This is a genomic window from Polaribacter litorisediminis (assembly GCF_019968605.1).
Classification (GTDB): domain Bacteria; phylum Bacteroidota; class Bacteroidia; order Flavobacteriales; family Flavobacteriaceae; genus Polaribacter; species Polaribacter litorisediminis.
The window spans coordinates 783,831-799,045 of the sequence record NZ_CP082966.1; the positions used below are offsets into that span (position 1 = coordinate 783,831).

Annotated in this window: 13 protein-coding genes; 9 read left to right on the top strand and 4 right to left on the bottom strand. The window is 28.8% G+C overall.

The window, feature by feature from the left end; genetic code table 11:
• The first annotated feature begins 99 nt into the window (after nucleotides 1-99).
• From K8354_RS03380 to K8354_RS03395, 4 genes are all read left to right on the top strand, one after another.
• Nucleotides 100-1,182 (top strand): sensor histidine kinase, encoded by a 1,083-nt coding sequence (locus K8354_RS03380; RefSeq protein ID WP_223445378.1) that lies wholly within the window; start codon nucleotides 100-102, stop codon nucleotides 1,180-1,182.
• A complete protein-coding gene (locus K8354_RS03385) occupies nucleotides 1,169-1,891 on the top strand; it encodes a LytR/AlgR family response regulator transcription factor (protein WP_223445380.1) in 723 nt (240 codons plus the stop codon). The genes K8354_RS03380 and K8354_RS03385 overlap by 14 nt, the downstream gene beginning before the upstream one ends.
• 113 nt (nucleotides 1,892-2,004) lie before the next feature.
• The gene (locus K8354_RS03390; protein ID WP_223445381.1) at nucleotides 2,005-2,628 is read left to right on the top strand and encodes a hypothetical protein; all 624 of its coding nucleotides are present in this window, start codon (nucleotides 2,005-2,007) and stop codon (nucleotides 2,626-2,628) included.
• Nucleotides 2,629-2,658: 30 nt separating this feature from the next.
• The gene (locus K8354_RS03395) at nucleotides 2,659-4,875 is read left to right on the top strand and encodes a CocE/NonD family hydrolase (RefSeq protein ID WP_223445383.1); all 2,217 of its coding nucleotides are present in this window, start codon (nucleotides 2,659-2,661) and stop codon (nucleotides 4,873-4,875) included.
• 50 nt (nucleotides 4,876-4,925) lie between these two features.
• On the opposite strand, the gene K8354_RS03400 is transcribed toward K8354_RS03395, so the two are convergent.
• A complete protein-coding gene (locus K8354_RS03400) occupies nucleotides 4,926-5,666 on the bottom strand; it encodes a LytR/AlgR family response regulator transcription factor (RefSeq protein ID WP_223445384.1) in 741 nt (246 codons plus the stop codon).
• 8 nt (nucleotides 5,667-5,674) lie between these two features.
• Nucleotides 5,675-6,706 (bottom strand): sensor histidine kinase, encoded by a 1,032-nt coding sequence (locus K8354_RS03405; RefSeq protein ID WP_223445385.1) that lies wholly within the window; start codon nucleotides 6,704-6,706, stop codon nucleotides 5,675-5,677.
• 223 nt (nucleotides 6,707-6,929) lie between these two features.
• On the opposite strand from K8354_RS03405, the gene K8354_RS03410 reads away from it, so the two are divergent.
• The 4 genes from K8354_RS03410 (at nucleotide 6,930) to K8354_RS03425 (ending at nucleotide 11,262) form a co-directional block, all read left to right on the top strand.
• Nucleotides 6,930-8,738, top strand: a complete 1,809-nt coding sequence (locus tag K8354_RS03410; protein WP_223445386.1) for a serine hydrolase — start codon at nucleotides 6,930-6,932, stop codon at nucleotides 8,736-8,738.
• Nucleotides 8,739-8,752: 14 nt separating this feature from the next.
• Nucleotides 8,753-9,310 carry a hypothetical protein gene (locus K8354_RS03415; RefSeq protein ID WP_223445387.1) on the top strand — a complete coding sequence of 186 codons (558 nt, stop codon included), beginning with the start codon at nucleotides 8,753-8,755 and terminating at the stop codon, nucleotides 9,308-9,310.
• A gap of 78 nt (nucleotides 9,311-9,388) precedes the next feature.
• The gene (locus tag K8354_RS03420) at nucleotides 9,389-10,237 is read left to right on the top strand and encodes a leucine-rich repeat domain-containing protein (protein ID WP_223445388.1); all 849 of its coding nucleotides are present in this window, start codon (nucleotides 9,389-9,391) and stop codon (nucleotides 10,235-10,237) included.
• Nucleotides 10,238-10,377: 140 nt separating this feature from the next.
• The gene (locus K8354_RS03425; protein WP_223445389.1) at nucleotides 10,378-11,262 is read left to right on the top strand and encodes a hypothetical protein; all 885 of its coding nucleotides are present in this window, start codon (nucleotides 10,378-10,380) and stop codon (nucleotides 11,260-11,262) included.
• A gap of 22 nt (nucleotides 11,263-11,284) precedes the next feature.
• On the opposite strand, the gene K8354_RS03430 is transcribed toward K8354_RS03425, so the two are convergent.
• Nucleotides 11,285-11,980 (bottom strand): LytR/AlgR family response regulator transcription factor, encoded by a 696-nt coding sequence (locus K8354_RS03430; RefSeq protein ID WP_223445390.1) that lies wholly within the window; start codon nucleotides 11,978-11,980, stop codon nucleotides 11,285-11,287.
• Nucleotides 11,973-12,839: a sensor histidine kinase gene (locus K8354_RS03435; protein WP_223445391.1), complete on the bottom strand. Its 867-nt coding sequence runs from the start codon at nucleotides 12,837-12,839 to the stop codon at nucleotides 11,973-11,975. Before K8354_RS03435 ends, K8354_RS03430 begins: the two co-directional genes overlap by 8 nt.
• 464 nt (nucleotides 12,840-13,303) lie before the next feature.
• On the opposite strand from K8354_RS03435, the gene K8354_RS03440 reads away from it, so the two are divergent.
• Nucleotides 13,304-14,980, top strand: a complete 1,677-nt coding sequence (locus K8354_RS03440; protein WP_223445392.1) for a serine hydrolase domain-containing protein — start codon at nucleotides 13,304-13,306, stop codon at nucleotides 14,978-14,980.
• Nucleotides 14,981-15,215: the final 235 nt, after the last annotated feature.

The following is a 15,215-nucleotide window of genomic DNA, read 5'->3' on the forward strand; positions in this document are numbered from 1 at the left end:
TATAAAAACATCAATTATTTAACGTTAACTCTTAAATAAATACGCTCATGTATTTATTTTTCCTATTTTAAGGCAAATTACGTTGCTTTGTAGTCTATTATGAGTTTACATCTAAATAAAAAATTATCAAAAATACACTTATACTGGAAATGCCAATTAGTAGGTTGGAGTCTAGTATCTATTTATTGGGCATACACGGTTTATACAAGAGATAATTATGGTTTCTTTTACACGCTATTAAATTATGTATCAGATATTGCTATTGGAATATTCTTAACGCATATGTATAGAGTCTATGCTTTAAAAGCTGAATGGAGTAAATTGCCAATAAAACAATTAATAGTAAGAGTAATTCCTAGTATACTTTTACTAGCAATTTTATATGTATTCCTAAACAATTTAAAATGGATTTTTTTCAGAACCTTTTTTGTGATAAAGAATGTTGATTTTTTAGAGTCAATGATGTATTGGGATCCGATTTTACTCACAGGACTTCGTTTAATGTCAATTTGGGTATTAGCCTATCATTTATATCATTATTATCAAAAAGAAGTAGTTACAGCTAAAGAAAATGCGCAATTATCTTTAATCGCTAAACAAGCACAATTAGATAACTTAGCAGCGCAATTGAATCCTCATTTTTTGTTTAATTCATTAAACTCAATAAAATCTTTAGTCATTGAAAACCCAGATACAGCTAGAAGATCCATTGATTTGTTGTCAGATTTATTACGTTCATCCCTATATGAAAAAGACGAAGGTTTAATTACCATTAAAGAGGAGTTGTCTTTAGTGAAAGATTATATTGAATTGGAAAAAATGCGTTTTGAAGAACGATTGCATTTAGAAATTTCTGTAGATAAAATAGTACACAATTTTAAAATACCTACTTTAAGTATTCAGTTATTGGTTGAAAATGCAATTAAACATGGTATTGATTTAATTGTTAAAGGAGGAACTATAGGCCTTGTTATACAAAAGAAACACGATTTCATTGAAATCATAGTTAAAAACCCTGGAAGTATTGATGATACAAAAAGGGCAGGTTTGGGCTTAAAAAATTTGCAAAAGAGATTAACACTTCAATATAAAAACCAAGCTACTTTTAACTTAACTCAAACAAATACAGAAGAAGTTGAAGCAAAAATAACAATACCTTTTATAGCTGATGAAAATATTTAAAACCATAATTATTGATGATGAACGTTTAGCGAGAGAAGAAGTAAAACGTGCACTACAAAAACATAAAGAGTTTAAAATTATTGGGGAAGCAAGTCATGCAGATGAAGCCATAGAATTAATTGAAGACTTACAACCAGATATTTTGTTTTTAGACATTCATATGCCTGGAAAATCTGGGTTTGATTTGTTAGAAGAATTAACAAATGTACCAGATGTTGTTTTTACAACGGCTTATGATCAATATGCTGTAAAAGCTTTTGAGATGAATGCGTTAGATTATTTAGTGAAACCTTTAAGAGACGAACGTTTTTCTAAAACTATAGAAAAAGTAAAAGTAGAATTGTCTAAAAGAGTACAATTAGAGTCTACAATTTTACCCATGCATCAAAAAATCTTTATCAAAGATGGCGAAAAATGTTATTTTATTCCGCTAACAGAGATACATTTTATTGAGTCTTTAGAAAATTATGCACGTTTGTATTTTGGTTCAGATAAAGCTATGATTAAACGCTCATTAAATTTATTAGCAGAGAAATTAGATCCTAAAGTCTTTTTTAGGGTGAATAGAAGTCAAATAATCAACATACATTACATTAAAGAGATTCATCCCTACTTTAATAATAAACTCCAAATTATATTAACTACTGGAGAAAAAGTAGAAGTGTCTAGCAGGCAATCTGTTAAGTTTAAAAACTGGAATAGTTTATAAAAAATATCACTTATTTTAACGTTCATTTACATTTATTTACGCTCCTGTACTTTCTCTTTAATATTGGTTACAAACATCTTTAATTTGTATTGTAATTAATTAAAACACACATCATGAATTATCTTAGAAAAAAACAAATCATACTTAAATTTTTATACTTAATCGTATTTATTGGATTGTATTCTTGCAATAAAGAGACAGCAACGGAAGCAAAACAACCAACCCTAAAAGACTATACAGTTGGAGAAAAATGGGTTTGGAAATATAAAGGAGTAACAGACAAAGGTGAAGTACGTTCAGATGGTGAAGATGTAAGAAAAACAGTTAAAATGCCTTATGGTTTAGGTATGACAATTGGAAAAGATACAGTTCCAGTTTCAGATATCGTAAAGCCTGATGAAAGTGAAACTCCAAGATACAAATGGCCTTTAAAAGTTGGCAAAAAGTGGAAATACGAGAAGAACTGGACAAGTCAAGATGGAACAACAGGAAAACAAAGTCAAGATGTAGAAGTTTTATCTTACAAAGAAGAAAAAGTAGGAGCAGGAACATTCATGGCATATACAATTGAATACAAAGGAACAATTTCCAATTCCAGAGGATATAGTGCAAGAACAGATGAAGTATGGTTATATGCACCAAAAGTGAAAAACTTTATAAAGCTAACACAAACTCAAGATGACTTTGTGTATAATGAAGAGTTAATTGAATATACAAACTCGAATAAGAAACAATAAGATTTGTTCTCATTTTTTAAAATAAAACTAATGAAAAAATCAGTTCTAATATTAATTCTAACCTTAAATAGTATTTGTTTTTTTGGGCAAGAAATATTATTTCAGAAAGTTACTTTAACAGATTCAGTTGCTATTGCAAAACAAATGAAAAAAATAGCAGAATTTTGTGATACAGAAAACATGTCTGAATTAGATGTGTTTAAGTTTCAATTAATAAGAGGTAATTATAAAGAGGCATTAATTACCATCAAAAACAGAATTCAAGAAACACCAGCAAATCAAAGACAGTATTTAGATGTTTACCTGCATTATGTGGAAGCAAAGTTGTCTAAAAACTTTAAAGATGCGTTTAAAAAATCATATAGAAAATATGTAAAGAACTCTGATGATATTCAAGTGATTAATTTAGATAAAGCCTTAATCATTAGAGATCCTACTGATTATTATGTGAGCAATTTTAAAAATACGTATAACAATATTAAATCAGAAAAGATATCACAAGAAATAGCTATAGATTTAGTAAAAAAATATTTTTTAAGTACGGTATTTTCATCAACGAGAGCTATTTATTTTGAAGCAATAAAACAAGATCATAAACGTAGGTATGCCATAAATGATAGTATTGTAATCCCTATGAAAGATGGTGCAGAGGTATCAATGGTGGTTGTAAAACGAAAAGGAAAATCGTCAAGTAAAAAATCGGCAATATTCGTTTCATCCATATATGCAGGAACCAATGAGGTTAGTGCTATGTTATCAGCATCTAAAGGTTATGTTGGAGTGATTGCAAATACAAGAGGAAAAAGATTAAGCAAAAGCGAAATAAAACCACTAGAATATGAACATACAGATGTGTATGAAGTAATTGATTGGATTAGTAAACAATCGTGGTCTAATCAAAAAGTAGCCATGTTTGGTGGGAGTTACAATGGCTTTACACAATGGGCTTCCATGAAACACAAAGTGCATCCTGCTTTAAAAACAATGGTACCTATGGTTGCTATTGCTCCAGGAATTGATTACCCAATGGAAAATAATGTATTACACAATTATTCGTATTCTTGGAATTTCTATGTCACCAACAACAAGTTTTTAGATTTTAAAGCATCTAATGATTTTAATCGCTGGAATTCATTAAAAAACACCTGGTACAAAACAGGAGTGGCATTTAACAAATTGGATAGTTTGGATGGTCAAGTAAACAAATTATGGAATACGTATATGCAACACCCAAGCTATGATGATTTTTGGAAAAAAATGATCCCATACAAACAAGAATTTGCAAAAATTGACATTCCTATTTTAACCATTACTGGGTATTATGATGACTCACAAAGAGGAGCAATGTATTATTTTAACGAGCATCATAAATATACTAAAAATGCAAATCATTATTTGTTAGTTGGTCCTTATGATCACTGGACTGCGCAAACCAAGCCAGAAGAAAGTCTAAGAAATCACAAACTAGACAAAGTTGCTTTACTGAATATTGAAGAAGATCTTCTTTATCAATGGTTTGATTATATTTTAAAAGGAAAAGAAAAACCTAATGTTTTAAAAGATAAAGTCAACTTTCAAGTAATGGGCACCAATACCTGGATGCATAAACCGAGTTTAAATGCTATGACAAATGACACTTTGCAGTTTCATTTAAGTGATCATATAACTAACGATTTTTACGCTTTAAAACCAAAATCAAATAATTCAGAGATTTCCATGTCTGTAGATTTTAAAGACAGAAAAACTATGAATAACACAGACTATTATCCATGGCCTCTAGAACGTAATCAAATCAATGTAAATGATGGGTTGATTTTTAAATCTGAAACCTTAAAAGAAGATGTTATCATCAATGGTTCATTTTCAGGGAATCTTGAGTTTTCAATCAATAAAAAAGATGTTGATTATTCTGTTATTCTTTATCAATTAACTCCAGAAGGCAACTACTTTCATTTAAGCTATTATATTGGTAGAGCTAGTTATGCTAAAGATCGAGAACAAAGAAATTTATTGATACCAAATCAAAAAACGCAAGTTTCTTTCAATAATTCGAAACTAATCAGTAAAAAATTAGAGAAAGGAAGTCGCATTGTAGTTGTGGTTAATGTTAATAAAAACAATAATGCTCAAATCAATTATGGTACTGGAAAGGATGTGAATATTGAAAGTATGAAAGATGCTGAAATTCCTTTGAACATCACTTTTACAGGAAATAGTTCTATTTCTTTACCTGTGTTTAAAATTTAGTATTAACTAGAAAAAAGCTTAAGTCTAAAATCGTTACATAAAAAAAAGTCTTAAGCTTTATTACCTTTATTGTTGCTCATATTTTCGATCACATTCAAAAATTCCTCTCTATAATTACTACTTATTGGAATTTCTTTTCCATCAATAATTACAGCATGTTTTTTTACAGTTTCTATATGTTTTAAAGCTATGATATAAGATCGATGAATTCTCATAAAATATTTTTTTGGAAGCAATTCTAGTACTTCAGATATTTTATAACGAGCCAAAATAGATCTATTTGTAGTTTTAAACGTCACATAATTACCATCGCTTTCAATATATTTAATATTATCAATAGACAATTGATGAAAATCTGACCCACTTTTTATAAAAACAGATTGGTTAGAAATAGTTTTAGAAATATTGGTAGTATCTATAATTTTGTTTTCAGAGCTGTTAATCAGCATCTCTTTTACTTTCATTACTGCTTGAATTAATCGATCAAATTCTATAGGTTTCAGTAAGTAATCAATAGCATTTAATTCGTAGCTTTTTAAAGCATATTCAGAGTAAGCAGTTGTAAAAATAATTAGAGGCGGTTTTTTTAGAAACTTTGGAAAACTAATGCCTGATAATTTGGGCATATTAATATCTAATAAAATAAAATCAATCGGATTTTTTTGCAAATAATCGAGGGCTTCTAATGGGTCTCTAAAAGAATTCTTCACGTCAACAAAAGGGATGTTACTTAAATGAAATTTAAGAACATCAATAGCTGCGGGCTCATCATCTATTATTACACAATTCATATAATTTGCTAATCGAGTTGTAGATTGAGTAAAGATATAAAATATCCTTTTTCTTCTTTGGTTTCTAGAGTATACGCCTTAGGATAAAGAATAGAAAGCCTTTTTTTTAGATTATCTAGTCCAAATCCAGATGATTCATCATTCAAACCATAAGTCCCTTGTCTGATAGTATTACCTACCTTAAACGTTAACCTATTATGCGTAACTTTTAATGAGATATCTATGATTGATTTTGATTTGGGATCAATTCCATGTTTTATTGCATTTTCAACAAACGGAATGAGTAACATTGGACTTATTTTAGGTGTACTAACTTCCCCTTGAATATCAAAATTTATATACACTTCATCTTCTTCTGCTATTCGTAATTGATACACCTGAATGAAGTTTTTAAGGTGGTGAATTTCTTTTTCGAGAGATACTTTATCCGAATTGGTTTCATAGACCATATAACGCATTAATTCTGCTAATTTAGCAATGCCATCAGCTAATTCCGGAACATTATGCTTTAAAGATTTGGCATAGAAACTATTTAAAACATTAAATAAAAAATGAGGATTAATTTTTGATTTTAAAAAAGCCATTTCTGTAGAAAGCTTTTCTTCTAATAATACCCTTTTCAGTTTCTCATTATGAATCCAATATTTAATTAATGAATAGGATAAAGCAACTAAAAGTATAAAAAAACTAATTACGGCGTTGTATATTAAATGTACAGTAAAAGACTCATTTTCAGAGGAAAAAAAAGAGGCTAAATAGCTAAAATCAATGCTGCTTTCTAAAAAGTTAATGAAAATAAATCCACCTAATACGGAAAGAACTAATAACTTTATTTTTTTTAAACGTAAAAACTTTGGAACTAAATAAAAGGCAGTCCCATAAAATATAATTTGATTGATTATGGTACCAAAACCAATAGCAACCCAATATGGGCCTTGGTCTTTTCTAAAATCACCAATAGTAGATGTGTAATTTAAAATTAAAAAGTAACCAATTGCCCAAAGGAATATATGAATTATTGGTTCTATAAATTTTTTCATTTCATATGTTTAAGATTCAAAAATAACGTTTTATTCTTTTTCTAAATTTAAAAGTGATGAATTGATTATATGATGTGACCAAAATTGATGTTACTGTTAAGTATCAGCTGTTTCACATGTTTTAAAGGTTTTGAAACATTTAAAAGGCGGCTCATCACATTCATTTTTGTATACAATTTTTACGATTTATTATTGCCTAATATTAATCGTAAGATATTTAAAAATGAAAAAATCAATCGTAGTTTTAGTTACATTAATCCTTAGTTTTAGTGGATTTAGTCAAGAGAATTCTAACTTTAAATTAGAAGATAAAATCAACGAAGTGTTTCAAAGTTATGCGCACTATAATCGTTTTATAGGAAATGTACTCATAAGTAAAGAGAACAAAATTATTTACAATAAAAGTTTTGGGTTTGCTGATGTAGAAAAGAACAAAAAGAATTCTAAAAAATCGATTTTTAGTATTGCTTCTGTAACCAAACCATTAACAGCAGTAGGGATTATGAAGTTGGTTGAAGAAGGTAAGCTTTCATTGGAAACGCCTATTAGTACTTTTTATCCAAATTTTATTCCAGAGTATTCAAAAAAAATCACAATTCGTCATTTACTAAATCATAGTTCAGGAATGCAGGCAAATATTGGGAGGATAGATGATCAAGGTAATGGTTTAATGCCTGGAGAAAATGCAATTACTATAGATGAACTTTTGGAAAAATTTAAAGATTCAAAATTAAAATTTGAACCAGGAAAAGGATATGAGTACAATAACTTTGGTTATACACTTTTAGCTAATATAATTGAAAAAGTAACTGGTAAATCTTATGCTGATTATATGGAAGAAACCATATTTGAGCCAGCCAGTATGAAAAACACTGCTGTAAATACGTATAAAAAACTAAGATATAAAGCGTATTCACATATAGGTTTGGGTATGCAATCATTTAAAAAATTAGATTATCCTATTCATACCTCCTGGATTAAAGGTGCAGGAAATATTAATGCTACCGCTAAAGATTTATACAATTTTATGACAGCTTTGGAAAATGGAACTTTATTAAAACCTTTATATACAGATAAAATATATAGCAATACACAGCCTACTGGATATAATGACACGAGATACGGATTTGGGTGGAGAATTGAAAACAAAGGAGGAGAAAAATGGATTAATCATACAGGTTTACTTCCTGGAACAGCTTCTATTATTGGATTTTTGCCAGAGAAAAATATTAAAATAATTATTTTATCAAATGCAACTACAACAGACCTTATTTCTGAAAGTACTTTTCAAGGAAAAAATCAATTTGTTGATGGAGCTATAATCGATAATCTAATTAAAATAATACAAAACAAAGCCCCAGAATTACTACCTATAGCTGTTAAATCTAAAAACAAAAAAGTAAAAAACTCTAAAAAGACCTACAGCCTTGATAATGAGCACTCATTAATGATTACGAAAGAAGATGATAGCTATTTATTAAAAACAATAGGAGAAGAACCTTGGTCAATTTTTACGTATCAATTTTCAAGAAATGCAGCAAAAAATAATAAAGCAAGTGAAGCCGCTTTATTTTTTGCAAATGCAATGAGCACTCAAAATTTTGAAGGTCTTGCCAAGTATGGAAATGATGAGATGAAAGGGTTTTTAGGTTCTGATCAAGGCGTAAATCAGTTAAAAGGAATGTGGGATTACTTTATCAAACAAGCAGGTACTTTTAAATCGTATAATATTTATAAAATTATAGGAGAAAAGAATAAAAATGTACATGTAAGATTTCATTTTGAAAAAGAAGATGTTGGTTTTGTTTTAGGTCTTAACGCTTCAAATAAAATACAAGGAATGTTTATGGATGATGCTATCAAAACAAGCACCATTGCATCGGTAAAACTAATTCCTATACATGAAAATGAATTTTTTATCAATGGACATCAAAATGAGGGTATGCAAGATTTGAGAATAAAGGTATCTGAAAAAGGAATGATCCTAATAGATGGAAACATAGAGTTCAATGCTCAGATTTTAAAATACTAAAAGAAAATACGACAATGAAAAATTATAACAATATTATCTCCCAGCTTTTATCATTTTTTTTACTTCTATCACTTTTAAGTTGTAATTCATATGATGATACTTTTGATGGAGGAAACATTCCTTTATTTACAGAATCAGATATGTCTAAGATTCATGGAAACTCTGAAAAATCATGGCAAATTACAAAAATTATTAATGATTATTACGACCCTATTTATCATTTAGAAATTGAACTTTCTTGTTTAGTTGACGATGTGTATACTTTTTCAAGCACTACAAACGAATTTTCTGTGAATTTAGGTGACGATAAATGTTTTGGCACCAACGAAGATGGAATTTTTACTGCTGATGTTGAAATTTTTGATGGTGAATTGGTATTTATGGATGCTTCAAATGGAGAAACAATTTACTTGCGTTACTCAAGAGGATACATGAATGCTGATGGCACTGCACAAGGAATTTCTATTCGATATTATAAATTGGCAGAATTATCAGAAACTAGAATGGTATTCTATAGAGAAAAAATAAAATTTGGGGAGTATACACAGGCAATTATATTTGACGCAATTTAAAAGTAAATTATAAATATGAAAAAATCAAACCAAATTTCACTAATATACTTCTGCATACTAGTACTAATAAGTATAATTGTGTCATGTTCTAACGAAGTTAATAATACAGATTTAAATCGAGATTATTTAAGTATACCTGATACAAGTTTTGAATCGATACTTATACATACAGGTATAGATTCTGATGGTATTGTAAATCAGCAAATGTTAAAAAGTGATGCTGAGGGAATAACTATCCTTGACTTAAGTAATCTAGAATATGGAGCTATTAGTGATTTAACAGGAATAGAAGCATTTACTAGCTTAAGAAAATTAAATGCCACTCAGCATGATATTGAACAAATTGACTTAAATTATAATATAAATTTAGATACGTTAAATCTCGCAGGAAATAGGTTATCTAATATTAATCTTAGTAATAACAAAAATCTAGTTTTTGTTGATTTAAAAGCTAATGAAATGAATTCAATAACTGGATTGTTAGAATTAAGCGAATTAAAAAACTTGGATTTGTCTTGGAATTATTTTGAAACCTTAAATATTTCTAGTGAATCGTTAGAAGTTTTGCATATGAGTAATAATGATTTGTATTCACTAGATATAAGTGCAGTTCCAAATCTTAAAAACTTACTAGTAACATCGAATAAACTTCAAAGTTTAGAGGTGTGTTCAAATAGATTGTTAGAAACTTTACTGGTTTCTGATAACGTGTTGCAAACTATTAATCTTACAGAGAACCATAGTTTAACACACCTTTACATTACAAGTAATTCTCTCATTAATTTAGATGTAAGTTCTAATCAAAATCTTATTGATTTAAAAGTAGATAGAAATCAAAATTTGTATTGTATTAAAATCCTTGATGGACAAAATATACTAATAGTTTCAAAGTCAGATAATCAAGAACTAAATGCTGATTGCAATTAAAAATCTTACAAAACTGTGAGATACGGTTTGGGTTTGAATTTGAAAAAGAGTATAATATTGTAAAGGAGATGGTTTTTAATATTTCTATTACATTTTGAGTTTAATGTTAAGGTTTTAAATTATTTAAAGAAAATACAACAATGAAAAAATATACAATTCTGTTTTCAGTACTATCATGTGTAGTCTTTATAAATGCTTGTAACAAGAGAGTAAAAAAAAGCGATACGATTTCAAAAAAAGAAGAGTTATACCAAGGTTTAAAACCACCAGGTTTAATTCCAGAACGCTTTGCACCTGGTATAGTTTCAACAGATAATTTAGAATTTATGGCTGCAATTTCGCCTAATTTAGATGAGTTTTATTTTTCAAGACAGAAAAAAGGGGAAGCTTCTAAAAATTTGGGCATCCGATTTGAAAATGGGAATTGGAAAAAATTTATGGAAGAACCAAACACAGGGGAAATGTTTATTTCTACAGATAATACAACCCTATTCTTGGGCAATACCTACAAAGAAAGAACAGCAACTGGTTGGTCAAAAGAAAAGAGTCTGGGTTTACCTTTTGAGCGAATTTCTATTATGCGATTGACATCTTCTGATTTAGGTTCATATGTTTTTGATGAAAGAGATTCTATTGGAACACTAAGAATGTCTGTTGTACATAACGGTATTCGTCAACAGCCCATAGAAATGGGAAATGTATTTCAATCAGGTACATATATCTCACATCCTTTTATTGCTCCCGATGAAAGTTATATTATTTGGGATTGTGAAAAAGAAGAAGGTTATGGAAGTTCTGACTTGTACATTAGTTTTCGTAAAAAAGATGGATCATGGAGTTCAGCCATAAATATGGGGGAAAATATCAATTCAGATAAGGAAGATGGTTATGCAAGTGTTACCTCAGATGGTAAATATCTAATTTTTCATCGTGTAAAATTAGGAAGCACTTTCGAAGAAAGTTATGCTAATATCTTTTGGGTTGATGCCCAAGTTATTGAAAACCTTAGACCTGAAAATAACTAGTATTCATTTAAGATAATTAAACCTATAATAGTTCACTAACATTTCTTTTATAGGTTTGCCCTATAGGGATTTTATGATCTTCTATTATAATTCGATTTCCTTCAATAAGTTTAATTTTATCAATACTAACGATAAACGATTTGTGAACCCGTAAAAATTGAGAAACTTCTAAAATTTCTTCATAATAAGATATTTTTTCATGACTGATAATCATTTCTTCTTTTAAGAACAACTTCGTATAGTTTCCATAAGCTTCAATAAACAAAAGATCGGTTAAAGTAATTTGATGGTATTTTTTATCACCTTTTACAAAAAAACGACTCTTATCATTTGTGTTAGCAACTTCTTTAATGATAGTTTTAGAACTGTCCATCTCTGAAACTTTATTGATGGCTTTTACCAAACGATCAAAACTAAAAGGCTTTAAAAGATAATCTACAACATTCAATTCAAAACCTTCTAAGGCATATTCTTTATAAGCAGTAGTAACAATAGTTTTTGGTGGATTGGACATCGTTTTTAAAAAATCTAGTCCTTTTAATTTTGGCATATTGATATCTAAAAACATAAAATCAACAGTGTTTTTATTAAGATATTCCATGGCTTCCATGGCATTGTAACAATGATGTTTTAACGCAATATGAGGAATCATACTACAAAATTCTTCTATAATCTCATGCGCTAAAGGCTCGTCATCAATAATAATAAAATTAAGCATGTTTTAAAATTTTTAAAGTTGTTTTATACGTATTTATAGTTTTATCAATGACAAGAGTATGTTTTTTGGGATACAATAAGGATAATCTCTTTTTTAAATTTTGTAATCCTATCCCAGCAGAATTTGACACTTCTTTGGGATCAAAATTATTTTCAATTTCAAAATAAATAGATGCTTCCTCTTCTTTTAAACTCATATGAATATATGCATTTTCTGTCAAGGTTTCTATGCCGTGTTTAAAAGTATTTTCTAATAAAATGATAAATAAAAGTGGAGCTATTTGTAAACTAGTATCTATATCTTTTTCAAATTGAATATCGACTGATTTTTTGTACCTTATCTTATGTAATTCGATATAGTTTTCTAAATATTGAATTTCATCTTTAAGTGTTACCCATTCTTTTTCTCCTTCATAAATGGTATAGCGCATCATATCCGATAGCTTTAAGATAACTTCTGGCGCTTTTTCAGATTGCTTTATGGTTAAAGCATATAAATTATTCAACGTATTAAAGAAAAAATGAGGGTTAATTTGTGACCTCAGTAAAGACAATTCAGCCTGAGATTTTTCTGATTTTAAATTTTGAATCCATCTCCATTGTTCAAAAACCCAGACGATAATTAAAATAGGAATGGGTATAAAGAATATAATAATTGGAAAGTCTTCCTTAATGATTAAATAGGATTCTACACCTCCTGAAAATAATCTTAAATAAATGAAATATACAAATAGTGGTATGTAAAAAAAGGCAATAAGCTTCCAATACTTTTTTATAAACTCTGGGAGTAATAAATATGCAAACCCACACCAAAAAGTCATTAAAAGCATTATGGTAATTGGATTATCTGGTATACTCATTTTAGAATCAATGAATAAGATGACAAAAAACATTATGAATAAGCATAAAACTTTAATTGTCGCTTTTCTTTTTTTATTGAAAAAATATATTGATAAAGAAATGATAAACCCCCAAAAAAGAGCGAAAAAAAGGGTTTCATTCGTTTTTTGTGCTGAAAGAATAATGAACCCCAGATAATCTAATAGATAGAATATTGGCACCACAATGCTAAACCCAATTAGAAATGCTTTGTATTTTTTTAAAAACTGATTCATAGTCCAAAATTACCATTGTTCAATCGTTTTTGCAACATTATTGATAGACACTATTATTTTAATGATGAACAAGACTTTTTTATTGATAAACACAATTGAGCTTGTTTTTTTATAGATATAACTTTATAAAAATAGCGTATATCATATAAATTTTATGGTTTTTTTCTTCCGTTTTATGTTTGCCTTATGTTAATCATAAATCAATAAAAATGAAAAAAATAATAGCAACACTACTAATTACATTAAGCATTTTCTCAATGAATGCTCAAGAGTCAATTCCGCAACAAACAAAAATTGATAAGATCTTCTCAAGATGGAATGCTCCAAATTCTCCAGGTGGAACTGTAGGAATCATAAAAGATGGAAAATTGATTTTTACCAAAGGCTACGGAATGGCCAACTTAGATTATAATATCCCAAATGATCCTAAAACTGTTTTTAGTATCGCTTCAACTTCAAAACAATTTACAGCGGCATCTATCATTTTTTTATCAGAACAAGGTAAGTTATCATTGGAAGATACATTGATGAAATTTTTTCCAAATTTTCCAGATTATGCCAACGAAGTTACCGTTCAACACTTATTAAACCATACGAGCGGAATAAGAGATTATATTATCTTGGCAAGACTTTCTGGTTTAACAGTGGATGATTATTATACGAATGAAATCGTAGAGAAATTATTAACAAATCAACAAGAATTAAACTTTACTCCTGGCGATGAATATTTGTATAGTAATTCTGGATATTGGCTACTTGGCCAAATTGTTGAAAAAGTAAGCGGGTTTACATTGGCGGAATTTGCAAAGAAAAATATTTTTGATCCTTTAGAAATGAAGGATACTCATTTTCATGATAATCAGAATCAAATTGTTAAAAACAGAGCAACTGGATATAGACCTGATAGAAAAGGTGGATATTACATATACAATACAAAACTAAATATGATTGGTGATGGAGGTGTAATTACCAATGTAAATGATCTTGCCAAATGGGATGCTACATTCTATCATTCGAATTTATTCAATAAAGGTTTTTGGGATAAAATGACAGAAAATGGAATCTTGAATGATGGCAGTAAGATTAATTACGCAAAAGGCTTAAATATAAATACTTACAAAGGACTTAAAACGATTACTCATAGTGGTGGGTATGTTGGGTACAGAACTGAATTTATACGATTTCCTGAAGCACAATTTTCAGTAATAATTTTAGCAAATAGAACAGACACTAACCCTACAAGAATGGTCTATATGATTGCTGATCTTTTTCTTGAAGATGAATACAAGAAAGAAAATAGCACTCAAACAAAAAAATCTTCTCCCGAAATAAAAGATTTTAAATCCATTACATTAACAAAAAAAGAACTGAATGCCTTTGAAGGATTTTATTGGGATGGTAAGAGTAAAATGAGTCGTGAGCTTAAAGTCCGAAACGATACTCTAAATTATGTAAGAAATGATGGAAGTGCTACTATGATGGTACCAATTTCCAAAAACAAGTTTAAATTGATTGGACCTCGCGTTCCCGTTATTTGTGAAATGAGTTCCAATGGAAACACCAAAGAATTTACACTAAACCTACCCAATGCAGCACCAATAACTTATGTTGCCTATAAACCAATAACTGCATTTAGCGAAACCGACTTAGAAAGTTATTCTGGCGATTACTATAGCAAAGAATTAGATGCTGTGTACACCCTTAAAACTAAAAAAGATCGTATGCTTCTTATTGTGAAAGGCAATCCAATTGGTGAAGTGAAACCAATAATGAAAGATGTAATTAATATTAGATCTAGACAAACATTCGAATTTAATAAAGAGAGAACAGCATTTAGGTTATCAATGTTAGGCAGAGTTAAGAATATAAAGTTTGTGAAAAGATAATCGCGATTATCATTTAAAATTTATTTAATCAATGCATTCAAAAGTTCCTATAACAGGAACTTTTGTTTTTTTATAAATCTTAGTTTAATTAATAGTTTTTGAGGTAGATCATCAGAAACATAGTTGAACAACATCCTTTTTAATACAAACACTTCTCTTTTTTAGTTCAATACAAGTAGAGTGAAATAATAGGTTTTCTAAGTTGAAAAAGGCCAAGTTTATCATCTTTAATTTA

Excerpts from the sequence above, each read along its gene's own strand:
- K8354_RS03405 (WP_223445385.1), bottom strand. The coding sequence starts at position 6,706 with ATGAAAAAATTTATAGAACCAATAATTCATATATTCCTTTGGGCAATT.
- K8354_RS03380 (WP_223445378.1), top strand. The coding sequence starts at position 100 with ATGAGTTTACATCTAAATAAAAAATTATCAAAAATACACTTATACTGG.
- K8354_RS03395 (WP_223445383.1), top strand. The coding sequence starts at position 2,659 with ATGAAAAAATCAGTTCTAATATTAATTCTAACCTTAAATAGTATTTGT.
- K8354_RS03435 (WP_223445391.1), bottom strand. The coding sequence starts at position 12,839 with ATGAGTATACCAGATAATCCAATTACCATAATGCTTTTAATGACTTTT.
- K8354_RS03440 (WP_223445392.1), top strand. The coding sequence starts at position 13,304 with ATGAAAAAAATAATAGCAACACTACTAATTACATTAAGCATTTTCTCA.
- K8354_RS03390 (WP_223445381.1), top strand. The coding sequence starts at position 2,005 with ATGAATTATCTTAGAAAAAAACAAATCATACTTAAATTTTTATACTTA.
- K8354_RS03385 (WP_223445380.1), top strand. The coding sequence starts at position 1,169 with ATGAAAATATTTAAAACCATAATTATTGATGATGAACGTTTAGCGAGA.
- K8354_RS03415 (WP_223445387.1), top strand. The coding sequence starts at position 8,753 with ATGAAAAATTATAACAATATTATCTCCCAGCTTTTATCATTTTTTTTA.
- K8354_RS03400 (WP_223445384.1), bottom strand. The coding sequence starts at position 5,666 with ATGAATTGTGTAATAATAGATGATGAGCCCGCAGCTATTGATGTTCTT.
- K8354_RS03430 (WP_223445390.1), bottom strand. The coding sequence starts at position 11,980 with ATGCTTAATTTTATTATTATTGATGACGAGCCTTTAGCGCATGAGATT.
- K8354_RS03425 (WP_223445389.1), top strand. The coding sequence starts at position 10,378 with ATGAAAAAATATACAATTCTGTTTTCAGTACTATCATGTGTAGTCTTT.
- K8354_RS03410 (WP_223445386.1), top strand. The coding sequence starts at position 6,930 with ATGAAAAAATCAATCGTAGTTTTAGTTACATTAATCCTTAGTTTTAGT.